A 16,780-nucleotide genomic window follows, 5' to 3' on the forward strand; every position below is an offset into this window, starting at 1 on the left:
CCTTACTGCGTCAAATCAGACATAAGTCCTGCAGCAACAGCCAGACGCGACACAGTCAGATCACCACCCTCGGTCAGCGCCACCATACGGTTCTTGACCTGATCAATGCGTGCGGCATCTTCGGCGAACCATGTCACTGCCGGATCCTTGTCCTTGCCATACTTTTTGAGCGCTGCAATCGTAATGCCACGTGCCGCCTGCGTGATCGTATCGCTCGCACGCGACAGTGCCAGACCGTCATAATAATCCGTGACAGGAATGCTCCGTGCCGCCTCTTCGATGCGACCGATGCGGAAGGCTTCCGACACACCGAAATAGGTTTTGGCGGTTGCCACCAGATCAGCAGAAGCCAGATGCGCGATCAGCGCGATATCCGGCATGATGCCTGCAAGCTGCAGATTGGCCAGACGCTGTGCAAGCTTCTCAGGCGCGCCCTTCTCGACGAAGGCTGCCTTGTCCGCCTGTACGGCCTCAATGAGGTAGTCTGGCATCAGACCATCGAAGCGTGGTTCAAGAGCAGAGCGTGCCGTGGTGATGGTGTTCACCAGTTCCGTCAGGTTTGCACGCGTCGTGTCGTTGCGCAGCACCCAGGCGGTTGTCGCAAGCAACATCTCGCCAACCAGATGATAGAACTGGTTCTGCACATCACCTGTCACCTTGTTATCAAGCGCATCAATGGCGTCATAGATCGCATTGATCTCGAAACCATCACGCACTGCAACATAAGCCCGCACGATATCAGCAGGCGACTTGCCTGTCGTATCGGCCAAACGACTAATGAACGTGATACCGCCGCGATTGATGACGTCATTAGCCAGCAAAGTAGCGACGATTTCCCGCTTCAATCGGTGATTGGAAATTTCCTCGGCATAGTTTTTGACCATGCGCTTCGGGAAATATCCGAACAACAACTGCTCGAAATAAGGCTCATCCGGAAGCCTGCTCGCAACCAGCTCATCCGACAACGACAGCTTGGCATAAGCAAGCAAAACAGCAAGTTCCGGACGGGTCAGCGGTTGTCCCGACTTCTGGCGCTCATTCAGAAGCGCATCCGAAGGCAGATATTCAACCTTGCGGTCAAGCAGCTTGCGGGTTTCAAGTTCAGCCATGAAGCGTGCCTGATAAGGCAGCTCTGTAAGGCCCTGACGTTCGCTGAGCGAAAGTGCCAGCGGCTGAAGATAGTTGTTGCGCAGCACCAGTTCCGAAACATCATCGGTCATGCTCACCAGCAGCTTGTCGCGTGCTGGACGCTTGAGCTTACCCGAGCGCATGGCAGCAGCCAGTGCGATCTTGATGTTGACCTCGACGTCCGAGCAGTTAACGCCTGCCGAATTGTCGATAGCGTCCGTGTTGCTGCGGCCGCCAGTCAGAGCATATTCGATGCGTCCACGCTGCGTGACACCGAGATTAGCGCCTTCGCCGATCACTCGCGCCCGCACTTCAGAACCCGTGATACGAATTGCATCATTGGCGCGATCACCAACCTGCGCATCCGTTTCCGCCGTCGAACGGATATAGGTGCCAATGCCGCCGAACCACAGAAGGTCGACCTGCGCCTTCAGGATCGTCGTCATGATTTCCTGCGGCGAAGCCGTGGTTTTGCCAAGGCCGATGGCCTTTGCAGCTTCTGCCGACAGCGTGATCGTCTTCTGGCTGCGGCTATAGACGCCACCACCAGCCGAAAGCTTCGAACGATCATAATCCTGCCAGCTCGAACGCGGCAGCTCGAACAGACGCTTGCGCTCTGCAAAGCCGTCAGCCGGAACCGGGTTCGGATCGATGAAGATGTCGCGGTGATCAAACGCTGCAACCAGTCTGATCTGCTCCGACAACAACATACCGTTACCGAACACGTCGCCCGACATGTCACCCACACCGGCAACCGTGAACGGCTCGGTTTGGATATCCTTGTCGAACTCACGGAAATGCCGTTTCACGGCTTCCCATGCACCACGTGCGGTAATCGCCATGCCCTTGTGATCGTAACCGGCGGAACCGCCCGATGCGAATGCATCGTCGAGCCAGAAATCATGCGCCTGACTGATCGCATTGGCCGTATCGGAGAAGGTGGCCGTGCCCTTATCGGCAGCCACAACGAAATACGGATCGTCCTTGTCGTGACGAACAACTTCCGCAGGCGGCACGACATCATTGTCATGAATGTTATCGGTGACGGACAGAAGCGTCGAGATGAACACTTTGTAGGCATCGCGACCGGCTTCGAACACTGCATTGCGATCACCGCCGACCGGCAGACGCTTCGGATAGAAGCCGCCCTTGGCACCAACCGGCACGATCACTGCATTCTTCACCTGCTGTGCCTTCACGAGGCCCAGCACTTCGGTGCGATAATCCTGCGCGCGGTCCGACCAGCGCAGCCCACCACGCGCGACAGCGCCGAAGCGCAGATGCACGCCTTCCACTTCCGGGCCATAGACGAAGATCTCACGATATGGACGCGGATCAGGCAGCCCTTCCACAAGCCGTGGATTGAGCTTGAACGCAAAGGTCACGCGCGGTCTGCCATCGGCATCCGGCTGATACGCATTGGTACGCAATGTGGCTTCGATCAGATTGCGGAAACGGCGCAAAATCTGATCGTCATCGATGCTCGGCACGCCAAGCAATGCGGTCTCGATGGCATCGACCAGCTTCTTTTCAGCCGCATCACGGCGCTTGGCCGATGGATTGAAGCGCAGATCAAATAACGAATAAAGATCGCTGGCGATTTCAGGATAACGGTTCAGTGCGGCTGCAATAAAGCCCTGCGAATAAGCAATACCTGCCTGTTGCAGATAACGGCCATAAGAGCGCAGGATCATGATCTGGCGTGCGGTTAAACGTGCGGTCTGCACCAGCGCATTATAGCCGTCATTGTCCGCCAACCCATCCCAGACATTGCGGAATACATCTTCCAGCATCTCGCCATCGTCAGACAGATCGACCGGTGCGCCGTAGGCATTCACAAGCTGCATGTCATGGACATAGACCGGAGCACCATCTTTGCCAGCTTGCGGCAGATCAATGGTCTGTTCGCTGACGACGCGGAAGCCCATGTTTTCCAGAAGCGGCACGCGCTGCGACAGAACAACCGGCGCACCATGATGATAGAGCTTCAGAGAAACCGCATCCGGGCCATCCGTGCGATAGCGATAGAAGTCCACGAAAAGCGGAGCCTCCGCGCTGAGGCCGGCGATACGTTCTGCATCGACCAGGGCTTCGGGTGCAGTGAAGATTTCGCGATAAGATGGCGGGAAGCTTGCAGCAAGAGCAACGGTCTTGGCATCCGCATTGTCCGCGCTTTCACGCACAGCATCGTCCCACGTACGCACGATGGCACGCACTTGCGCCTCCAGCTCTTCGCGATCCACATGCGGCGTCGAGCGTTCATGACGGCGGATAACGAACTGCACACGGGTCAGGCCGTTCTGCAGGAATACCGGATGGAATTCGAAGCTGTCACCGCTATAAATATCGACGAGATAATGCCCGATCTTCTCGCGCACGACCGAGTCGTAACGGTCACGCGGGATATAGACCAGCACGGTCGCGAAACGGCCAAAGCGATCGAGACGCGGAACGGCACGGACACGCGGGCGTTCGCCGAGCGCAAGGATCAGTTCTGCATTGGCCGTCAGGCTTTCCGTATCGATCTGGAAAAGCTCATCACGCGGATATTCTTCCAGCACGTTAATGAGTGCCTTGCCCGAATGGTCTTCGCGATTGAAGCCGAGATGCTTGATAACTGCATCAGCTTTCGAGCGAATGAACGGAATGCCCGCAACCGAGCTCGTATAAGCAACGGAGGTGAAGAGTCCAACGAGACGCAGCTCGCCAATGGCCTCGCCCTTCTCACCAAAAATCTTCACGCCGACATAATCGAGGTAAGACCGGCGATGGACCAACGAAAGCGAATTCGCTTTGGTGACGATCAGCGGTTCATTGCCGTCGAGGAAGTCGGTGATTTCGCGTGGTGTCACCGTGTCGTCGTCATCCTTGCGGAGAACACGCACTTCACTGTCGTTTAGGATACCAAGCGTTTCCTTGACAGGAACCAGCTCGCGGTTGCCACCCTTGCCCTTGAAGGTAAGCTCACGCATACCGAGAAAGATGAAACGATCATCGCGCAGCCATTCCAAAAACGCGATGGCCTCCGGCATTGCCGGATCGAGCGTCAACTCCTGAACGCGCTTGTAATCGGCGATTGCACCATCAAGGCGCTTCATCATCGGCTTCCAGTCGCTGACTGCAGAACGGACTTGTCCGAGCACGCGCTTGATTGCAGCGGTCAGATTGGCTTTTACCTGCTTGTCGAGTGCTGGCAGATGAATCTGCACAAGGCTTACGCGCTCAACGCCCTTGGCGGGTGCGAGCTGCGAGGCTTCGCCTAGAATTGTGAGGTCGTCTTTTTCCCGCTGGATATCGAGAACCGGGTGCACAACCATAAAAATCTGGCTGACGTGATCGTTCAGCTCACCCATGATCGAGTCGAGCAGGAACGGCATATTGTCATTGACGATGGTGATGACGCTGACGGGGCGGCCATGGCGTTCGATGCTGTTATCGACGCTGATGATGCTCTTGCCCTTACGATAGGATTCAAGCGCCTCGTAGCCATACCGGGCAGATTTATCGAGCGCTGCAGCATCGTAGGCTGCAAGATCTTCGGGTGGAGCCCATTCGAAGAGAAGCTGCGAAAAGGCGATAAGCGCCTTCGACTTTCCTCCCTTCTTCTCCTCCTTGCTTGCCTTGGAACCTTTAATTTTGCTCGACCGATCCTGCTTTGCAGTCACGTCGGATACTCCTGTCATGATGGCAATGCGCGCCAAACTAGCAGATTGGGCATCCGTTTCGATGACAAATCGTTGAAAACAACCAAAAAATTCCGTGAAAGTCAGAAAACTTGCATCTAATCCATTTAATTTGGAACAAAACTTCGAAAACTCTCCGGGAAATTTCGAAATATGCCGTTTGGCTTCACGTCAATCACACTGCAGGCGACACAACAGGCTTACGTAAGCGTCATAAAAGCTAAATTTCGCCACAAATCGGCGGCGAATCTGGCAATCGATAACCCGGATCAAAGCTCGATCAAATGATCGTCCAGCTCGTTGATATCATTGTCACCTGCGGGGAAATGCATCTCCAGTAATATGCCTGCCTGACCAATGGCCAATACAAAACCTTCAGCTACTTGTTTGCGTGAAGCGTGATGGATCAGGGTTGCAACAATCTCGTTCCATTCTTCCTGCTCGACCCGTGCGTGAATGCCTGCATCGGCGATAACCTCGGCGTAATGCTCGGCCATAGACACAAACAGCAGGATGCCGGTGCGGTGTTCTGTGATGTGCACGTTGCGCGCCAAAAACTGCTGCAATGCATTGAGATGGGCGCGTTTGTAGCGAATGCGGCGCGGCACCAGCAATATGCGGATCGAAGGCAGGAACCAAAGAACCAGCATGACCGAAATGAAGGCCGCCAGAATGGCGAGGCCAAACATCGGTAGCCGGATATCGAACCAGTACCAATGCGCGAGAAATGCCAGAATGACCGAGGTTATGAGAATTCCACAGGTCGCAACGAAGCCCGCAGCAAAGAAATAATCATCGCTGGAACGCGCCAGAACGGCGTAGATTTCGCCGCTTGTATTGGCCTCGGCATCGCGGATCGCATGAGCAATACGCTTATGATCTTGCTCGCCGATTAGGTTTTTAACCGTCACAGACTTCTCCCCTACCAGCTACCCGAAGCGCCGCCGCCACCTGACGAACCGCCACCGCCAGAAAAGCCACCGCCACCCGATGACCATCCACCACCACCGCCAGAGAAACCTCCACCACCGCCGGACCCACCGCGCGAGTTAAAATCGACCACCATGCCCAGCCAGCGATATTTACCGGGACCGATCTTGCGACCAAAGATCGGCGTCAGGATCGCCATGCCAAAGCCCCCGAAGAAGATCAGGCACCAGAAGGTGATGAAAACAACGAACACCCAGTCGATGTCGTCAGAACTGCTCTGCACATTGCGTTTAGCGCGCGCTTCAAGTTCGGCGGCATCACCGGAAAGCACCGAAAGAATGCCATCGACGCCCTGCACCACACCACCGGAATAATCGCCTGTGCGAAACGCCGGGATGATCGTGCCGTTGATAATCACGCTCGAAAGCGCATCGGTCATCGTACCTTCAAGGCCGTAGCCGACCTCGATACGCACCTTGCGATCATTGGGCGCGACGACCAGCAATATACCGTTATTTTCCTGTTTCTGCCCCAGCGCCCAGGCCCGGAACAGGCGATTGGAATAGGTTTCGATATCTTCGCCATTCAGGCTCGGAACCGTCACCACCACCACCTGATCCGATGACTTCGCTTCAAAATCGGCGAGCTTCTGCGTGAGCTGCTGCCTTGCTGTCGGATCTATGATACCGGCAGCATCGACCACACGCCCGGTCAAAGCCTGTGCAGGCGTTGCCACGTCCTGCGCATTCGCAACTGCTACGGCAAAGACGGTAAGCAGAAGCGCGACAAAAACAAACAGGTTTCGCAGCCAGTTCAGGCCGCGAAACGCCGCACGCATGGGAAGCAAAGCTGCCACGGAAAACCCGATCAATTGTTAAAGTTGACCTGAGGTGCTGTCTGGCTTCCTGCATCCGCGCTGAATGTCTGCATCGGAACAGCATCGCGATACCAGATCCATGTCCAGATCATCGTCGGCATCGTGCGGATCGCCGTATTATAAACGCGAACCGCCTCGATATAGTCGCGGCGTGCAACTGCGATACGGTTTTCAGTACCTTCAAGCTGCGACTGCAATGCAAGGAAGTTCTGGTTGGCTTTCAGGTCAGGATAGCGCTCGACCACCACCATCAGGCGCGACAGTGCGCTGGTGAGATTGGCCTGATTATCCTGAAACTGCTTGAAGAGCTCCGGATTATTGAGGGTCTCGGGCGTAATCTGCACCTGTGTCGCCTTGGCACGCGCATCAATCACCGCCTGAAGGGTTTCCTTTTCGTGCGCAGCATAGCCCTTCACCGTTTCGACCAGATTGGGCACGAGGTCAGCGCGGCGCTGATACTGGTTCTGCACTTCGCTCCATGCAGCCTTGGCCTTTTCTTCATTTGTCGGAATGGTATTAAAGCCACAAGCCGAAAGCAGCGGCACAAGGACCGCAAGCCCGAGAGCTACGATGATACGACGAAAAGAAAAAGAACGGATAGCGGTCACGGCCGACATGGTGTTCTCCTGAAAAAGGCGCGTTTGCTGCGCCGAACAAATTTGGTACTCGCATACGAGCATTCACAAAAATGCGAGCCGTCAAATCAATAGGATAGACGAATTTCATGTGTCGTCCAGTCTGTTTGACTTGAGTCCATAGACGCGCGACCCACAAACCTTTCTTACACCATCATTGATGAGTTTTCTTTGGGACGAAACGATCGCCTGAAAACTATGTTGACTCTATCAACATATTGCATATTGATAAAGTCAATATAGGAGGCGCCGCGCAACGGCGTATACAGCCATGACATTGAGCGAAAGCCAAAAAGACATCAGCGAATTGCGCGCTTTCAACCGCACCTATACGCGCCGCCTCGGCCTTCTGAACACACATCTCGACAAGAGCCCGTTCTCTTTGTCCGAAGCGCGTATCCTTTACGAAATCGCACATCGCACCAACCCGACGGCTGCAACAATTATGCGGGCTCTTGATCTCGATCGCGGCCAGCTCAGCAGGATGCTCAAACGATTTGCCGAACGTGGATTGATTGAAACATCACAGCACCCGGAAGGCGGCCGCAGCCGTCCCATCGAGCTTACCAAAGCCGGCCGTGAGGTTTACTCCGCTCTGGAACGGAATACGTGTGGGGCAGTCGGTGAGCTTCTCGACGGATTGAGGCCAGACCAACGCAAGGACTTACTTGCATCGGCTGCAACAATCACGCGCATATTTGATGAACCGGACCTGCGGGACGTGCAGATACGTGGCCTACAAGCTGGCGACCTTGGCTGGATCATCCACAGGCAGGCCGTGCTTTACACCAAAGAATATGGCTGGAATCACGAATATGAGGCGCTCGTTGCGCGGATTCTTGCAGATTTCATCGAAGCCTTCGATCCCGCACATGATGGGGCCTGGATAGCGGAAATGAATGGCCGCATCGTCGGATCGGTCTTTCTGGTACATGGAGATCGGCCAAAACTCGGCAAGCTACGTTTGCTCTATGTCGAACAGGAAGCGCGCGGCACAGGCGTAGGAGCCAGACTTGTGAATGCCTGCATCGAAAGCGCGCGCGCCGTCGGTGACGATCAACTTACACTTTGGACAAACAGCGTTCTGACAGCGGCCCGACGTCTTTACGAAAGAGCCGGTTTCAAGCTTATTGACGAAGCCCCGCACCATTCATTCGGTGCAGATCTCATCGGTCAGACATGGGAGCTGGACCTGAGGTAAGGCTCGACCGGCAACATTATAGTCAGCCAGCCCATAAGAAAAGCGACAGCTTCAGCGGCATCTTCTTCCATCCGCCTAGTCATGGCCAGACGTTCCTGAGCTCCGCCCGACTTCTCCAGTCATATCCGGATCATCGCCACAGACACCCGTGAATACGCATCTGGAACCGATCCTCGGCCTATGGGCGGGAAGCTTTTTTACCTTCTCGCATATGTGGATCAGACTTGCATAGGTACTGTCGATTTCACTCCCGTCGATCATGACAAGACCACTCCTGACGATCGGTTCGGCTTCGCCTGCGGAAACGAGAAGAACGATGGTTCTGAGGGCAATGTTTGCCTGATGGCAAGATCCCATGGCCATTGCCAGCCGTGCAAATTCATCGCTGGCAGCGGGTTCTACTTCTTCCGCTCCCGGTTCGCTCTGTTCCTGAAATGCGGCCAAAGCTTCAAGAAAGGGGCCGTCCTCTCTCTCGATTTGCGTGGCGAGTGCCTTCAGACCAACCTTGTCCCCCGCCTCAATGAGGTCGGCAATCCGGTCTTCCAATTGTTGCGCTGCAGCCCCGTCCTCATAAGAGGCAGCTGCCGCGGCCAGTTCCTGCGCATCTATCGCGCGCGCCGGAACGGCCAGCGTGACGAGAATAAACGCCGACAACACTGTGGTAAGTTTCACGACAATCCCCACTTGCATCCCCTATTCCCCACAAAGCCGCCAACAAAAAAAGCGGCGGATTGCTCCGCCGCTTTTCCATTCGCAAGTTGCGAAAAATTATTCGCTTGCAGCTTCTTCAGCAGGAGCAGCAGCGGCGGCTGCAGCTTCAGCAGCCTTTGCAGCTGCTTCTTCTTCAGCCTGCTTGGCCAGAGCGAGACGCTCCTGAGCCTTCTTGCCTGGCTCACCCTTGGTCAGGTTGCTGCGTGCTTCACGCTTTGCAAGGCCAGCCTGGTCGAGGAAGCGAAGAACGCGATCAGTAGGCTGTGCGCCCTGCGAAATCCAATGCTGGATGCGGTCGCCATCGAGCTTTACGCGTTCAGCGTCCTTGGCAAGCATTGGGTTCCATGCACCAACGGTTTCGATGAAACGGCCATCGCGTGGGCTACGAGCGTCAGCAACAACGATGTGGTAGTAAGGACGCTTCTTGGAGCCAGCGCGGGCGAGACGGATCTTGAGAGCCATTTTTTCTTTCCTTTAGACAATAGTTCTGCCCAGACGGGCAATCGGTTGAACCGCTTTTACGGTGTTCAGTTTCCGCTGTGATTTGCAGCGGCATGCTCATGGTGCCGAATGACTTCCTTCACGATGAAATTCAGGAATTTTTCAGCAAAATCTGGATCGAGATGGGCATCAACAGCCAGCGCACGCAGACGCTCGACCTGACGCTTTTCACGCGCCGGGTCAGCAGCAGCAAGGCCACGCTCGGCTTTCAAAACGCCCACAGCTTTCGTGCAGCGAAAACGCTCCGCAAGCATATGGATCAGCGCTGCATCGATATTATCGATGGAAGCGCGCAAGGACAGAAGCTCAGCGGGTACAGTGTTCTGTTCGTCAGCCATCTTACTCACTTCTTCTTCGGCAGGCCGGGAAGACCGCCACCAAGACCCGGAAGCTTAGGCCCACCTAAGCCCGGCAACCCTGGCAGACCACCAACCTTGGTTAGACCGGCAGCTTCGGCCTGCTTGGCAAGTGCTTCAAGCTGCTTCGGGTCCATCTTGGACAGATCAGGCATTCCCATGCCACCACCGAGACCACCAAGACCCATCTTGCCAGCAAGACCGCCCATCATCTGCTTCATCATTCCGCCCTTGCCCTTGCCCATGACTTTCATCATGTCGGCCATCTGGCGGTGCATCTTGAGAAGCTTGTTGATGTCGGCAGCATTGGTGCCGGAACCCTTGGCAATACGCTGCTTACGGCTATGCTTGAGCAGATCGGGATTGGCACGCTCGGCCTTGGTCATAGAACCGATGATGGCGATCTGACGATCAAAAACCTTGTCATCAAGACCAGCTGCTGCTGCCTTGTCCTTCATCCCGCCCATGCCGGGCATCATGCCCATGATGCTGCCCATGCCACCGAGCTTTTTCATCTGGCCCAGCTGGTCGGCAAGATCGTTGAGATCGAACTTGCCCGACTGCATCTTCTTAGCCATCGCAGCGGCTTTTTCCGCGTCGATGTTTTCAGCAGCCTTTTCGACGAGCGAAACAATGTCGCCCATGCCGAGAATACGGTCGGCAATACGCTTAGGATAGAACTCCTCAAGCGCATCCATCTTTTCGCCGGTGGCGATCAGCTTGATCGGCTTGCCGGTGATGGCGCGCATCGAAAGTGCGGCACCGCCACGGCCATCGCCATCCATACGAGTGAGAACAATACCGGTAATGCCGACGCGCTCATCGAAGTTGCGCGCGAGGTTTACCGCGTCCTGACCAGTCAGACTGTCGGCCACAAGCAGAATTTCATGCGGATTGGCGGCCTTGCGGATATCCGCCATTTCCACCATCAGCGGCTCATCGATATGCGTACGACCAGCGGTATCGAGGATAACCACATCATGACCGCCGAGCTTTGCAGCCTGAACGGCGCGCTTGGCGATTTCAACCGGCGACTGGCCAGCGATGATTGGCAATGTGTCAACCGAGGTCTGAATACCGAGTTGACGAAGCTGTTCCTGTGCTGCCGGACGACGCGTATCGAGCGAGGCCATCAGCACCTTCTTGCGCTGACGCTCGGTCAGACGCTTGGAAAGCTTGCCGGTGGTTGTCGTCTTACCCGACCCCTGCAAACCAACCATCATGATGACGACAGGTGCAGGCGCGTTCAGATCGACCGTGACACCTTCGGTGCCCAGCATTTCGATAAGCTCGTCATGAACGATCTTAACGACCATCTGGCCGGGTTTGATGCTTTTCAGAATTTCGGCACCAACGGCCTTCTCACGAACGCGGTCGGTGAAAGAACGAACCACTTCCAGCGAAACGTCGGCTTCAATCAGCGCACGACGCACTTCGCGCAGCGCAGCCGCCACGTCGCCTTCAGAGAGAGCGCCGCGTCCGGTCAGGCCGTTCAGAATGGAGCCAAGACGCTCCTGAAGTGATTCAAACATCGAGTTTCCTTTTAATCCGAGAGGAGGCTTAATGCGTTCTCAGGGATAGATCGTCCCGCGAACTGGTCAGTTCAAGAAGCAACCAAAGAGATACAGCACCCGAGGGCGCATCGCGCTGTCGGATGTGGACCTCCGGGATCGTTTTATACCACAATGGGTCCCGGTCGGTGGCTCGCGTTCTGAAGATCGCGGGTAGATTGAGGCAGGCTTTAAGGTGATAAGCCAGCAATGTCAAGCAAAAGGCAGGAAGCGGCCCTGCAAAACCATATTACACAGGGCCGCCTACTCGAGCCTTATTGTGGAACGGCTCCGACAAGCGGATCGCCGATGCCCAGCACGTAGAAGCCGATCAGCAACAATGTGCCTGCCAGTGTCACATAATAGATCGTCGGAATGATGGTCATGCGCATCGTCAAGCCTTCGCGGCCCAACAATCCGACCGTTGCAGAAGCAGCAACGACATTATGAATAGCGATCATATTGCCCGCAGCAGCACCCACCGATTGCCCGGCAACCATCAATGCCCCAGAAATTCCAAGCCCTTCTGCAACACCATACTGGAACTGACTGAGCATGAGATTGGAAACAGTATTGGAGCCCGCAAGAAACGCGCCGAGCGCACCGACGGATGGAGCAAAGAATGGATAGATATTTCCAACCTCGACAGCCACCCAATCTGCAACCATCAGCGGCATGCTGACCAACTCCTTTGAATTGACACCGGAATTGATCATCACGCGAACCATCGGGACAGTGAAGAGCAACACAAAGCCCGCACCGAGCAAGGTCTTTGTGCTTTCACCAAACGCCTTCGAAAATTGCACCGCTGACATGCGATGAAGGAAGAAGGTGATCAGGCAGACAATGACAAGCAGTCCGCCAGGCAAGAACAAGGGCGCAAAGTCACCGCTTATTCCTGTTTCCCCCATAATGTTGGTTGCAGCAAAAGTCACCGACTTCAACGCACTGCCAACGGCTGGGAATGTACGGCTGACCACAAGGAACACAGCCAGAAGTATGTACGGCGTCCAGGCAAGTCCCAACGATATTTTTCGCGATGTCAGTTCGTCGAGCTTCATCTCGACGCTACCCATCCAGCCTTCCGGCCATTCTGACGCTGGCGCAAAATCCCAGGTGTCTTTCGGCATCAGGAAACCGGCACGGGCTGCAAGTGTGGCGAGAGCCAGACCAACCAGACCGCCGATCATTGACGGGAATTCCGCACCCAGAAATACAGCACTTAGAACGTAGGGTATTGTGAATGAAAAGGCTGCGAAGAGCGCGAAAGGCAGAATCGCCAGCCCCTCCGTCCATGACTTGTTACGCCCGAAGAAGCGCGTCATGATAAGAACAAGGAAGAGCGGAATGAAAGTACCGCAAATGGCATGCAGAATGGCTACTTCCGACGTGATGATGTGAAAGAAGTATTCCCAGCTTGAACCGGCGCCCTGAAGTTGCCCCGTCAATGCCTCGCGATTGAGACCCGACTGCACACCCACGATGAGCGGCGTTCCAACTGCGCCAAAAGAAACGGGCGTTGATTGAATAATGAGACCGAACGTGACGGCTGCAAGCGCTGGAAAACCAACCGCAACCATCAACGGAGCGACAACAGCCGCAGGCGTTCCAAAGCCAGACGCCCCTTCGATGAAGGAGCCGAAAAGCCACGCAATCAGGAACACCTGAACACGCCGATCAGGACTGATTTGTGCGAAACCAGAGCGGATGGCAGAAATGCCGCCCGAATGCTTGAGCGTATTGAGCAGCAAAATCGCCCCGAAGATAATCCAGAGCAATCCGGCAGTCTGTATCAACCCCTGGATGGTGGAAGCGATGATGCGATTGCCGCTCATACCCCATAGAGCCATCGCAATAATCACGGTGATTATGTAAGTGACCGGCATAGCGGTCCGGGCTTGGATACGAAATCCAACCAGCATTACACCGGCTACGAAAATCGGCAAAAATGCAAATAATGCAAGAAATCCATTCGACACGTGGCGTCCTCCCTCGTCAATGTCGTGGCCTCAAAGAGCAAATTGTGGTCATAGTGGTAAATAGTTTTTACCAGCACTTCTATAGTCCATAGGTATGAAGCACTTTGTCAACAGGGGCGAAAATGTTCGTTCTCAAGCCTCAAACTTGTCAAACTCCCTTATTATGGCGATAAAATACTTGAAATGGCGGGACTTGGTGTCCGGTTCCGGCATGACATTTGATGTAAAGAATGGCAAATTCGCGCCGAGGTAGAATCAACTCCAAAGGAGAAACGAATGGCATTGTTTGCCAAGGGCCGGTCTTGGACCGCAGCAGCAGTTCTTGCAGTGGGCATGATGGCCGGAACCGGCCTCGCTGAGGCAGCCCAGTGCGGAAACAACGGCGCTGGCTATAATGCCTGGCTCCAGCAGACGATCAAGGAAGCGCAGGGACGTGGCATTGGCAAGCGTGCAATCGGTGCTCTGTCCAACACCAAATATGCGCAGGCCACGATCAATGCTGACCGCAATCAGAAGAGCTTCAAGCTTTCCTTCGAGCAGTTCATGCAGAAGCGCGGCGCAAACACGATCATCCAGCGCGGACGTTCGATGAAGAAGCAGAATGCGGCGCTCTTTGCTGCAATCGAAAAGCGTTATGGCGTTCCAGCCGGTCCGCTGCTCGCTATCTGGGGCATGGAAACCGGCTTTGGTGCCTATCTCGGCAAGCAGCACACGCTTTCGGCAGTTGCAACGCTCGCCTATGATTGCCGCCGCAGCGACTATTTCACCCAGCAGCTTTATGCAGCGCTCAAGCTGATCGACAATCAGGATCTCGATCCAAATGCTGTCGGCGCCATGCATGGCGAAATCGGCCAGACACAGTTCCTGCCGGTTAACGTGCTGAAATATGGCGTGGACGGTGATGGTAGCGGTCATATCGACATGGCTCGCTCGAAGGCGGATGCACTTTATTCGACTGCAAACTTCCTGGTCGGTCACGGCTGGAAGCGCGGCGCTGGCTATCAGCCTGGCGAACCGAACTACGGTGCAATTCAGGGCTGGAACGCTGCAAGCGTTTACCAGCGCGCCATTGCCGAAATGGGCAAGGCAATCGACGGGAACTAGAGCGCATCCCGAAAAGTGTGAAACGGTTTTCGGAAAAGATGCGCGTAAAAATAAATGATTAGAGCGCCGATTTGATTCAATCAGATCGGCGCTCTAATCCAGTCAAAATCATAAAAGAAAAGCCCGGGAAACCGGGCTTTTTTTATTACTCAGATATATCCGATGCGGGCTGCAATGGCCCGGCATCCGGTCGCTTGAAATCACCGGTCTGGTGATCCATCACCCAAAGTTCACCGGTCGAAATATCGAACCACGCGCCATGCAAGGTGAGCTTACCCTTCTTTTCCAGAATATCGACACAAGGAAAAGTGCGCAGATTATTGAGAGAATAGCGGATTGAAATACGCTCAAGGGCCGTCTGACGCTCCGTCGGGGTCATCAGCTGATTGCCGCTGACTGTTTCTGCCGCTGGTGCAATCAGGCTCATCCACTTGCCGATGAAATCACCGGGAGAAAGCGGAGCGCTCTCCGTATCGAGCGCAGCCTTGATCCCGCCGCAGCGGCCGTGGCCCATGACGACGATATTCTTCACCTTGAGACTCTGCACTGCAAATTCGAGTGCAGCCGATGCTGCATGGAATTCGCCATCCGGCTCATAGGGTGGAATAAGGTTTGCAACATTGCGCAGGACAAAGATTTCGCCCGGCGCTGTATTGAAGATGGTTTCAGGAGCGGCGCGCGAATCGCAACACGCGATGACCAAAGTCTGAGGAGACTGGCCTTTTTCCGCGAGTTCCCGATAACGCGCTGTTTCCTGCGCGAAGTGCTCGCTCATAAAGGTACGATAACCGGCGAGTAGTGAATCTGGTAGATCAGCCATGACTTTCCAATATCCCTATCGAAAACCGAGAGCAATAAAAAACGTTGGCGTTCAGGTTCAAGCATTTGCGATCTCTCGCAGCCACCATAAACCGCATAAGCATGGTGCAGAATACTGCTGAAACCACAGCCCTACGCCCGCAATCCCTTGGTCGGATGCACCAGTCGCCGCGTCTGCACCATTGCCATTGGTGTCGCGAGACTGGAAGCATCTGCTTCCAGCATCAGTTCATCAGCGCCGCGCTTGGCGGAGCGAGCCATTATCTCAAACACCGCAGCTGTCGTGCTTTGCAGCATCTTCTCGTCGGAAAGACCGGATAGCTTGCGCGCCAGAAATACCGCTGAAGTCAGATCGCCAAGACCATTGGTCGGTCCTTCGACGCAGCGATGCTCCGCCATCAGCGCAACCGTCGGCGTCAGCAGGATATTGCCGATACTGCCTGTCATAAGCGGGAAAGCAGACGTTACCAGCATTGTCGCAGGACCTGCATCAAGTGCTGCTTCCATCAGCGCCTTGTTGTCTTCCAGCGGAACCCCCGTCAGCCACGACAACTCGAACCGGTTGGGCGTGGCAATATCAGCAAGAGGCAGAAGCTTGTCACGGATACCAATGGCCGTTGCTTCAGGAACATAAAGCCCCTTCTGATCCCCGATCACCGGGTCACACAGATAAAGCGCATTTGGATTGCGCGCTTTCACCGCTTTGATAAGCCCGGCGACAGCGTCCGCCTGTTCGGGATGACCGAGATAACCGGTCAGGATTGCCCCCACTTCACCAAGCCATGGCGCGCGTTCCAGATCCTTCATCAATGTTGCGAATTCCTGCGACGGCGGCACGATACGCCCGGCAGGCCCATGACCGGGATGCCATGGCAACACCACAGTCGGCACAGCCCAGACAGGAAAGCCCAGCGTTTCCAATGCGAAAACTGCAGCACGGTTACCCACAGAACCGCGCACGACATGACTTGAAATGACAATAACGGTTGTCGCATCCGACGGCGCAGAAAGCGTCATATTGAACCTAGCTTTGCATGAGATAGAAAAGGAGCCAGCCGATTATCGCCAGCGTGATGATGAGCCCAAGTCCGCGCCCAACACGCGTAGCCCAGAGTTCGATCGGATCATTCTCCGGCGCGTCGCTGGCTGACAGATGTTCGGCGGTGCGCGACAACCCGCGCCGCACAATGCCTTCTGCACCGATCTGTTCGCGCTCAAGCCGATCGAGAATACGCTGCGCCTCGTCCTGACGCTCGCGTCCCGGACCACCGCCCTCGCCTATACCCGCCTGCTGGCGTTCGCCCAT

Annotated in this window: 14 protein-coding genes; 2 read left to right on the forward strand and 12 right to left on the reverse strand. The window is 55.2% G+C overall.

Features of this window, described 5'->3' with window-relative positions; translation table 11 throughout:
• Positions 1-2 precede the first annotated feature (2 nt).
• The 4 genes from ACSME1_RS05400 to ACSME1_RS05415 form a co-directional block, all read right to left on the reverse strand.
• Entirely contained in the window at positions 3-4,793 is a 4,791-nt protein-coding gene (locus ACSME1_RS05400; RefSeq protein ID WP_024895820.1) for an NAD-glutamate dehydrogenase, read from the reverse strand.
• Positions 4,794-5,080: 287 nt separating this feature from the next.
• Positions 5,081-5,722: a TPM domain-containing protein gene (locus ACSME1_RS05405; protein WP_024895821.1), complete on the reverse strand. Its 642-nt coding sequence runs from the start codon at positions 5,720-5,722 to the stop codon at positions 5,081-5,083.
• A gap of 11 nt (positions 5,723-5,733) precedes the next feature.
• Positions 5,734-6,579: a TPM domain-containing protein gene (locus ACSME1_RS05410; protein WP_051514706.1), complete on the reverse strand. Its 846-nt coding sequence runs from the start codon at positions 6,577-6,579 to the stop codon at positions 5,734-5,736.
• A 29-nt stretch (positions 6,580-6,608) separates the two neighbouring features.
• Positions 6,609-7,235, reverse strand: a complete 627-nt coding sequence (locus tag ACSME1_RS05415; RefSeq protein WP_100558552.1) for a LemA family protein — start codon at positions 7,233-7,235, stop codon at positions 6,609-6,611.
• 289 nt (positions 7,236-7,524) lie between these two features.
• Here ACSME1_RS05415 and ACSME1_RS05420 point away from each other — a divergent pair, with 289 nt between their 5' ends.
• Positions 7,525-8,454: a bifunctional helix-turn-helix transcriptional regulator/GNAT family N-acetyltransferase gene (locus ACSME1_RS05420; protein ID WP_024895824.1), complete on the forward strand. Its 930-nt coding sequence runs from the start codon at positions 7,525-7,527 to the stop codon at positions 8,452-8,454.
• 75 nt (positions 8,455-8,529) lie between these two features.
• On the opposite strand, the gene ACSME1_RS05425 is transcribed toward ACSME1_RS05420, so the two are convergent.
• From ACSME1_RS05425 to ACSME1_RS05445, 5 genes are all read right to left on the reverse strand, one after another.
• Positions 8,530-9,126 (reverse strand): hypothetical protein, encoded by a 597-nt coding sequence (locus ACSME1_RS05425; protein ID WP_235822349.1) that lies wholly within the window; start codon positions 9,124-9,126, stop codon positions 8,530-8,532.
• 96 nt (positions 9,127-9,222) lie between these two features.
• Positions 9,223-9,627 (reverse strand): 30S ribosomal protein S16, encoded by a 405-nt coding sequence (rpsP, locus tag ACSME1_RS05430; RefSeq protein WP_024895826.1) that lies wholly within the window; start codon positions 9,625-9,627, stop codon positions 9,223-9,225.
• A 65-nt stretch (positions 9,628-9,692) separates the two neighbouring features.
• Entirely contained in the window at positions 9,693-10,004 is a 312-nt protein-coding gene (locus tag ACSME1_RS05435; RefSeq protein WP_036566570.1) for a chorismate mutase, read from the reverse strand.
• Between the two features lie 5 nt (positions 10,005-10,009).
• Positions 10,010-11,554 carry a signal recognition particle protein gene (gene ffh, locus ACSME1_RS05440; protein ID WP_105706883.1) on the reverse strand — a complete coding sequence of 515 codons (1,545 nt, stop codon included), beginning with the start codon at positions 11,552-11,554 and terminating at the stop codon, positions 10,010-10,012.
• A 293-nt stretch (positions 11,555-11,847) separates the two neighbouring features.
• Positions 11,848-13,551 carry an L-lactate permease gene (locus ACSME1_RS05445; RefSeq protein ID WP_024895829.1) on the reverse strand — a complete coding sequence of 568 codons (1,704 nt, stop codon included), beginning with the start codon at positions 13,549-13,551 and terminating at the stop codon, positions 11,848-11,850.
• Between the two features lie 276 nt (positions 13,552-13,827).
• On the opposite strand from ACSME1_RS05445, the gene ACSME1_RS05450 reads away from it, so the two are divergent.
• Positions 13,828-14,655, forward strand: coding sequence for a lytic murein transglycosylase (locus tag ACSME1_RS05450; RefSeq protein ID WP_024895830.1), 828 nt, complete (start codon positions 13,828-13,830; stop codon positions 14,653-14,655).
• 145 nt (positions 14,656-14,800) lie between these two features.
• Here the strand turns inward: ACSME1_RS05450 and ACSME1_RS05455 are convergent, their stop codons facing one another.
• From ACSME1_RS05455 to ACSME1_RS05465, 3 genes are all read right to left on the reverse strand, one after another.
• Complete coding sequence (locus tag ACSME1_RS05455; protein WP_024895831.1) at positions 14,801-15,475, reverse strand: carbonic anhydrase; 675 nt, start codon at positions 15,473-15,475, stop codon at positions 14,801-14,803.
• 131 nt (positions 15,476-15,606) lie between these two features.
• Positions 15,607-16,491 (reverse strand): pyridoxal kinase PdxY, encoded by an 885-nt coding sequence (gene pdxY, locus ACSME1_RS05460; protein ID WP_100558549.1) that lies wholly within the window; start codon positions 16,489-16,491, stop codon positions 15,607-15,609.
• Positions 16,492-16,498: 7 nt separating this feature from the next.
• Positions 16,499-16,780, reverse strand: coding sequence for a hypothetical protein (locus tag ACSME1_RS05465; protein WP_024895833.1), 282 nt, complete (start codon positions 16,778-16,780; stop codon positions 16,499-16,501).

It is taken from the genome of Brucella pituitosa (assembly GCF_965577835.1).
GTDB classification, from domain to species: domain Bacteria; phylum Pseudomonadota; class Alphaproteobacteria; order Rhizobiales; family Rhizobiaceae; genus Brucella; species Brucella pituitosa.

What these genes read in the sequence shown, in the direction of transcription:
- ACSME1_RS05415 (WP_100558552.1), bottom strand. Translation starts at nt 7,235, where the DNA reads ATGTCGGCCGTGACCGCTATCCGTTCTTTTTCTTTTCGTCGTATCATC.
- ACSME1_RS05465 (WP_024895833.1), bottom strand. Translation starts at nt 16,780, where the DNA reads ATGGGCGAACGCCAGCAGGCGGGTATAGGCGAGGGCGGTGGTCCGGGA.
- pdxY (WP_100558549.1), bottom strand. Translation starts at nt 16,491, where the DNA reads ATGACGCTTTCTGCGCCGTCGGATGCGACAACCGTTATTGTCATTTCA.
- ACSME1_RS05450 (WP_024895830.1), top strand. Translation starts at nt 13,828, where the DNA reads ATGGCATTGTTTGCCAAGGGCCGGTCTTGGACCGCAGCAGCAGTTCTT.
- ACSME1_RS05410 (WP_051514706.1), bottom strand. Translation starts at nt 6,579, where the DNA reads ATGCGTGCGGCGTTTCGCGGCCTGAACTGGCTGCGAAACCTGTTTGTT.
- ACSME1_RS05435 (WP_036566570.1), bottom strand. Translation starts at nt 10,004, where the DNA reads ATGGCTGACGAACAGAACACTGTACCCGCTGAGCTTCTGTCCTTGCGC.
- ACSME1_RS05420 (WP_024895824.1), top strand. Translation starts at nt 7,525, where the DNA reads ATGACATTGAGCGAAAGCCAAAAAGACATCAGCGAATTGCGCGCTTTC.
- ffh (WP_105706883.1), bottom strand. Translation starts at nt 11,554, where the DNA reads ATGTTTGAATCACTTCAGGAGCGTCTTGGCTCCATTCTGAACGGCCTG.
- rpsP (WP_024895826.1), bottom strand. Translation starts at nt 9,627, where the DNA reads ATGGCTCTCAAGATCCGTCTCGCCCGCGCTGGCTCCAAGAAGCGTCCT.
- ACSME1_RS05455 (WP_024895831.1), bottom strand. Translation starts at nt 15,475, where the DNA reads ATGGCTGATCTACCAGATTCACTACTCGCCGGTTATCGTACCTTTATG.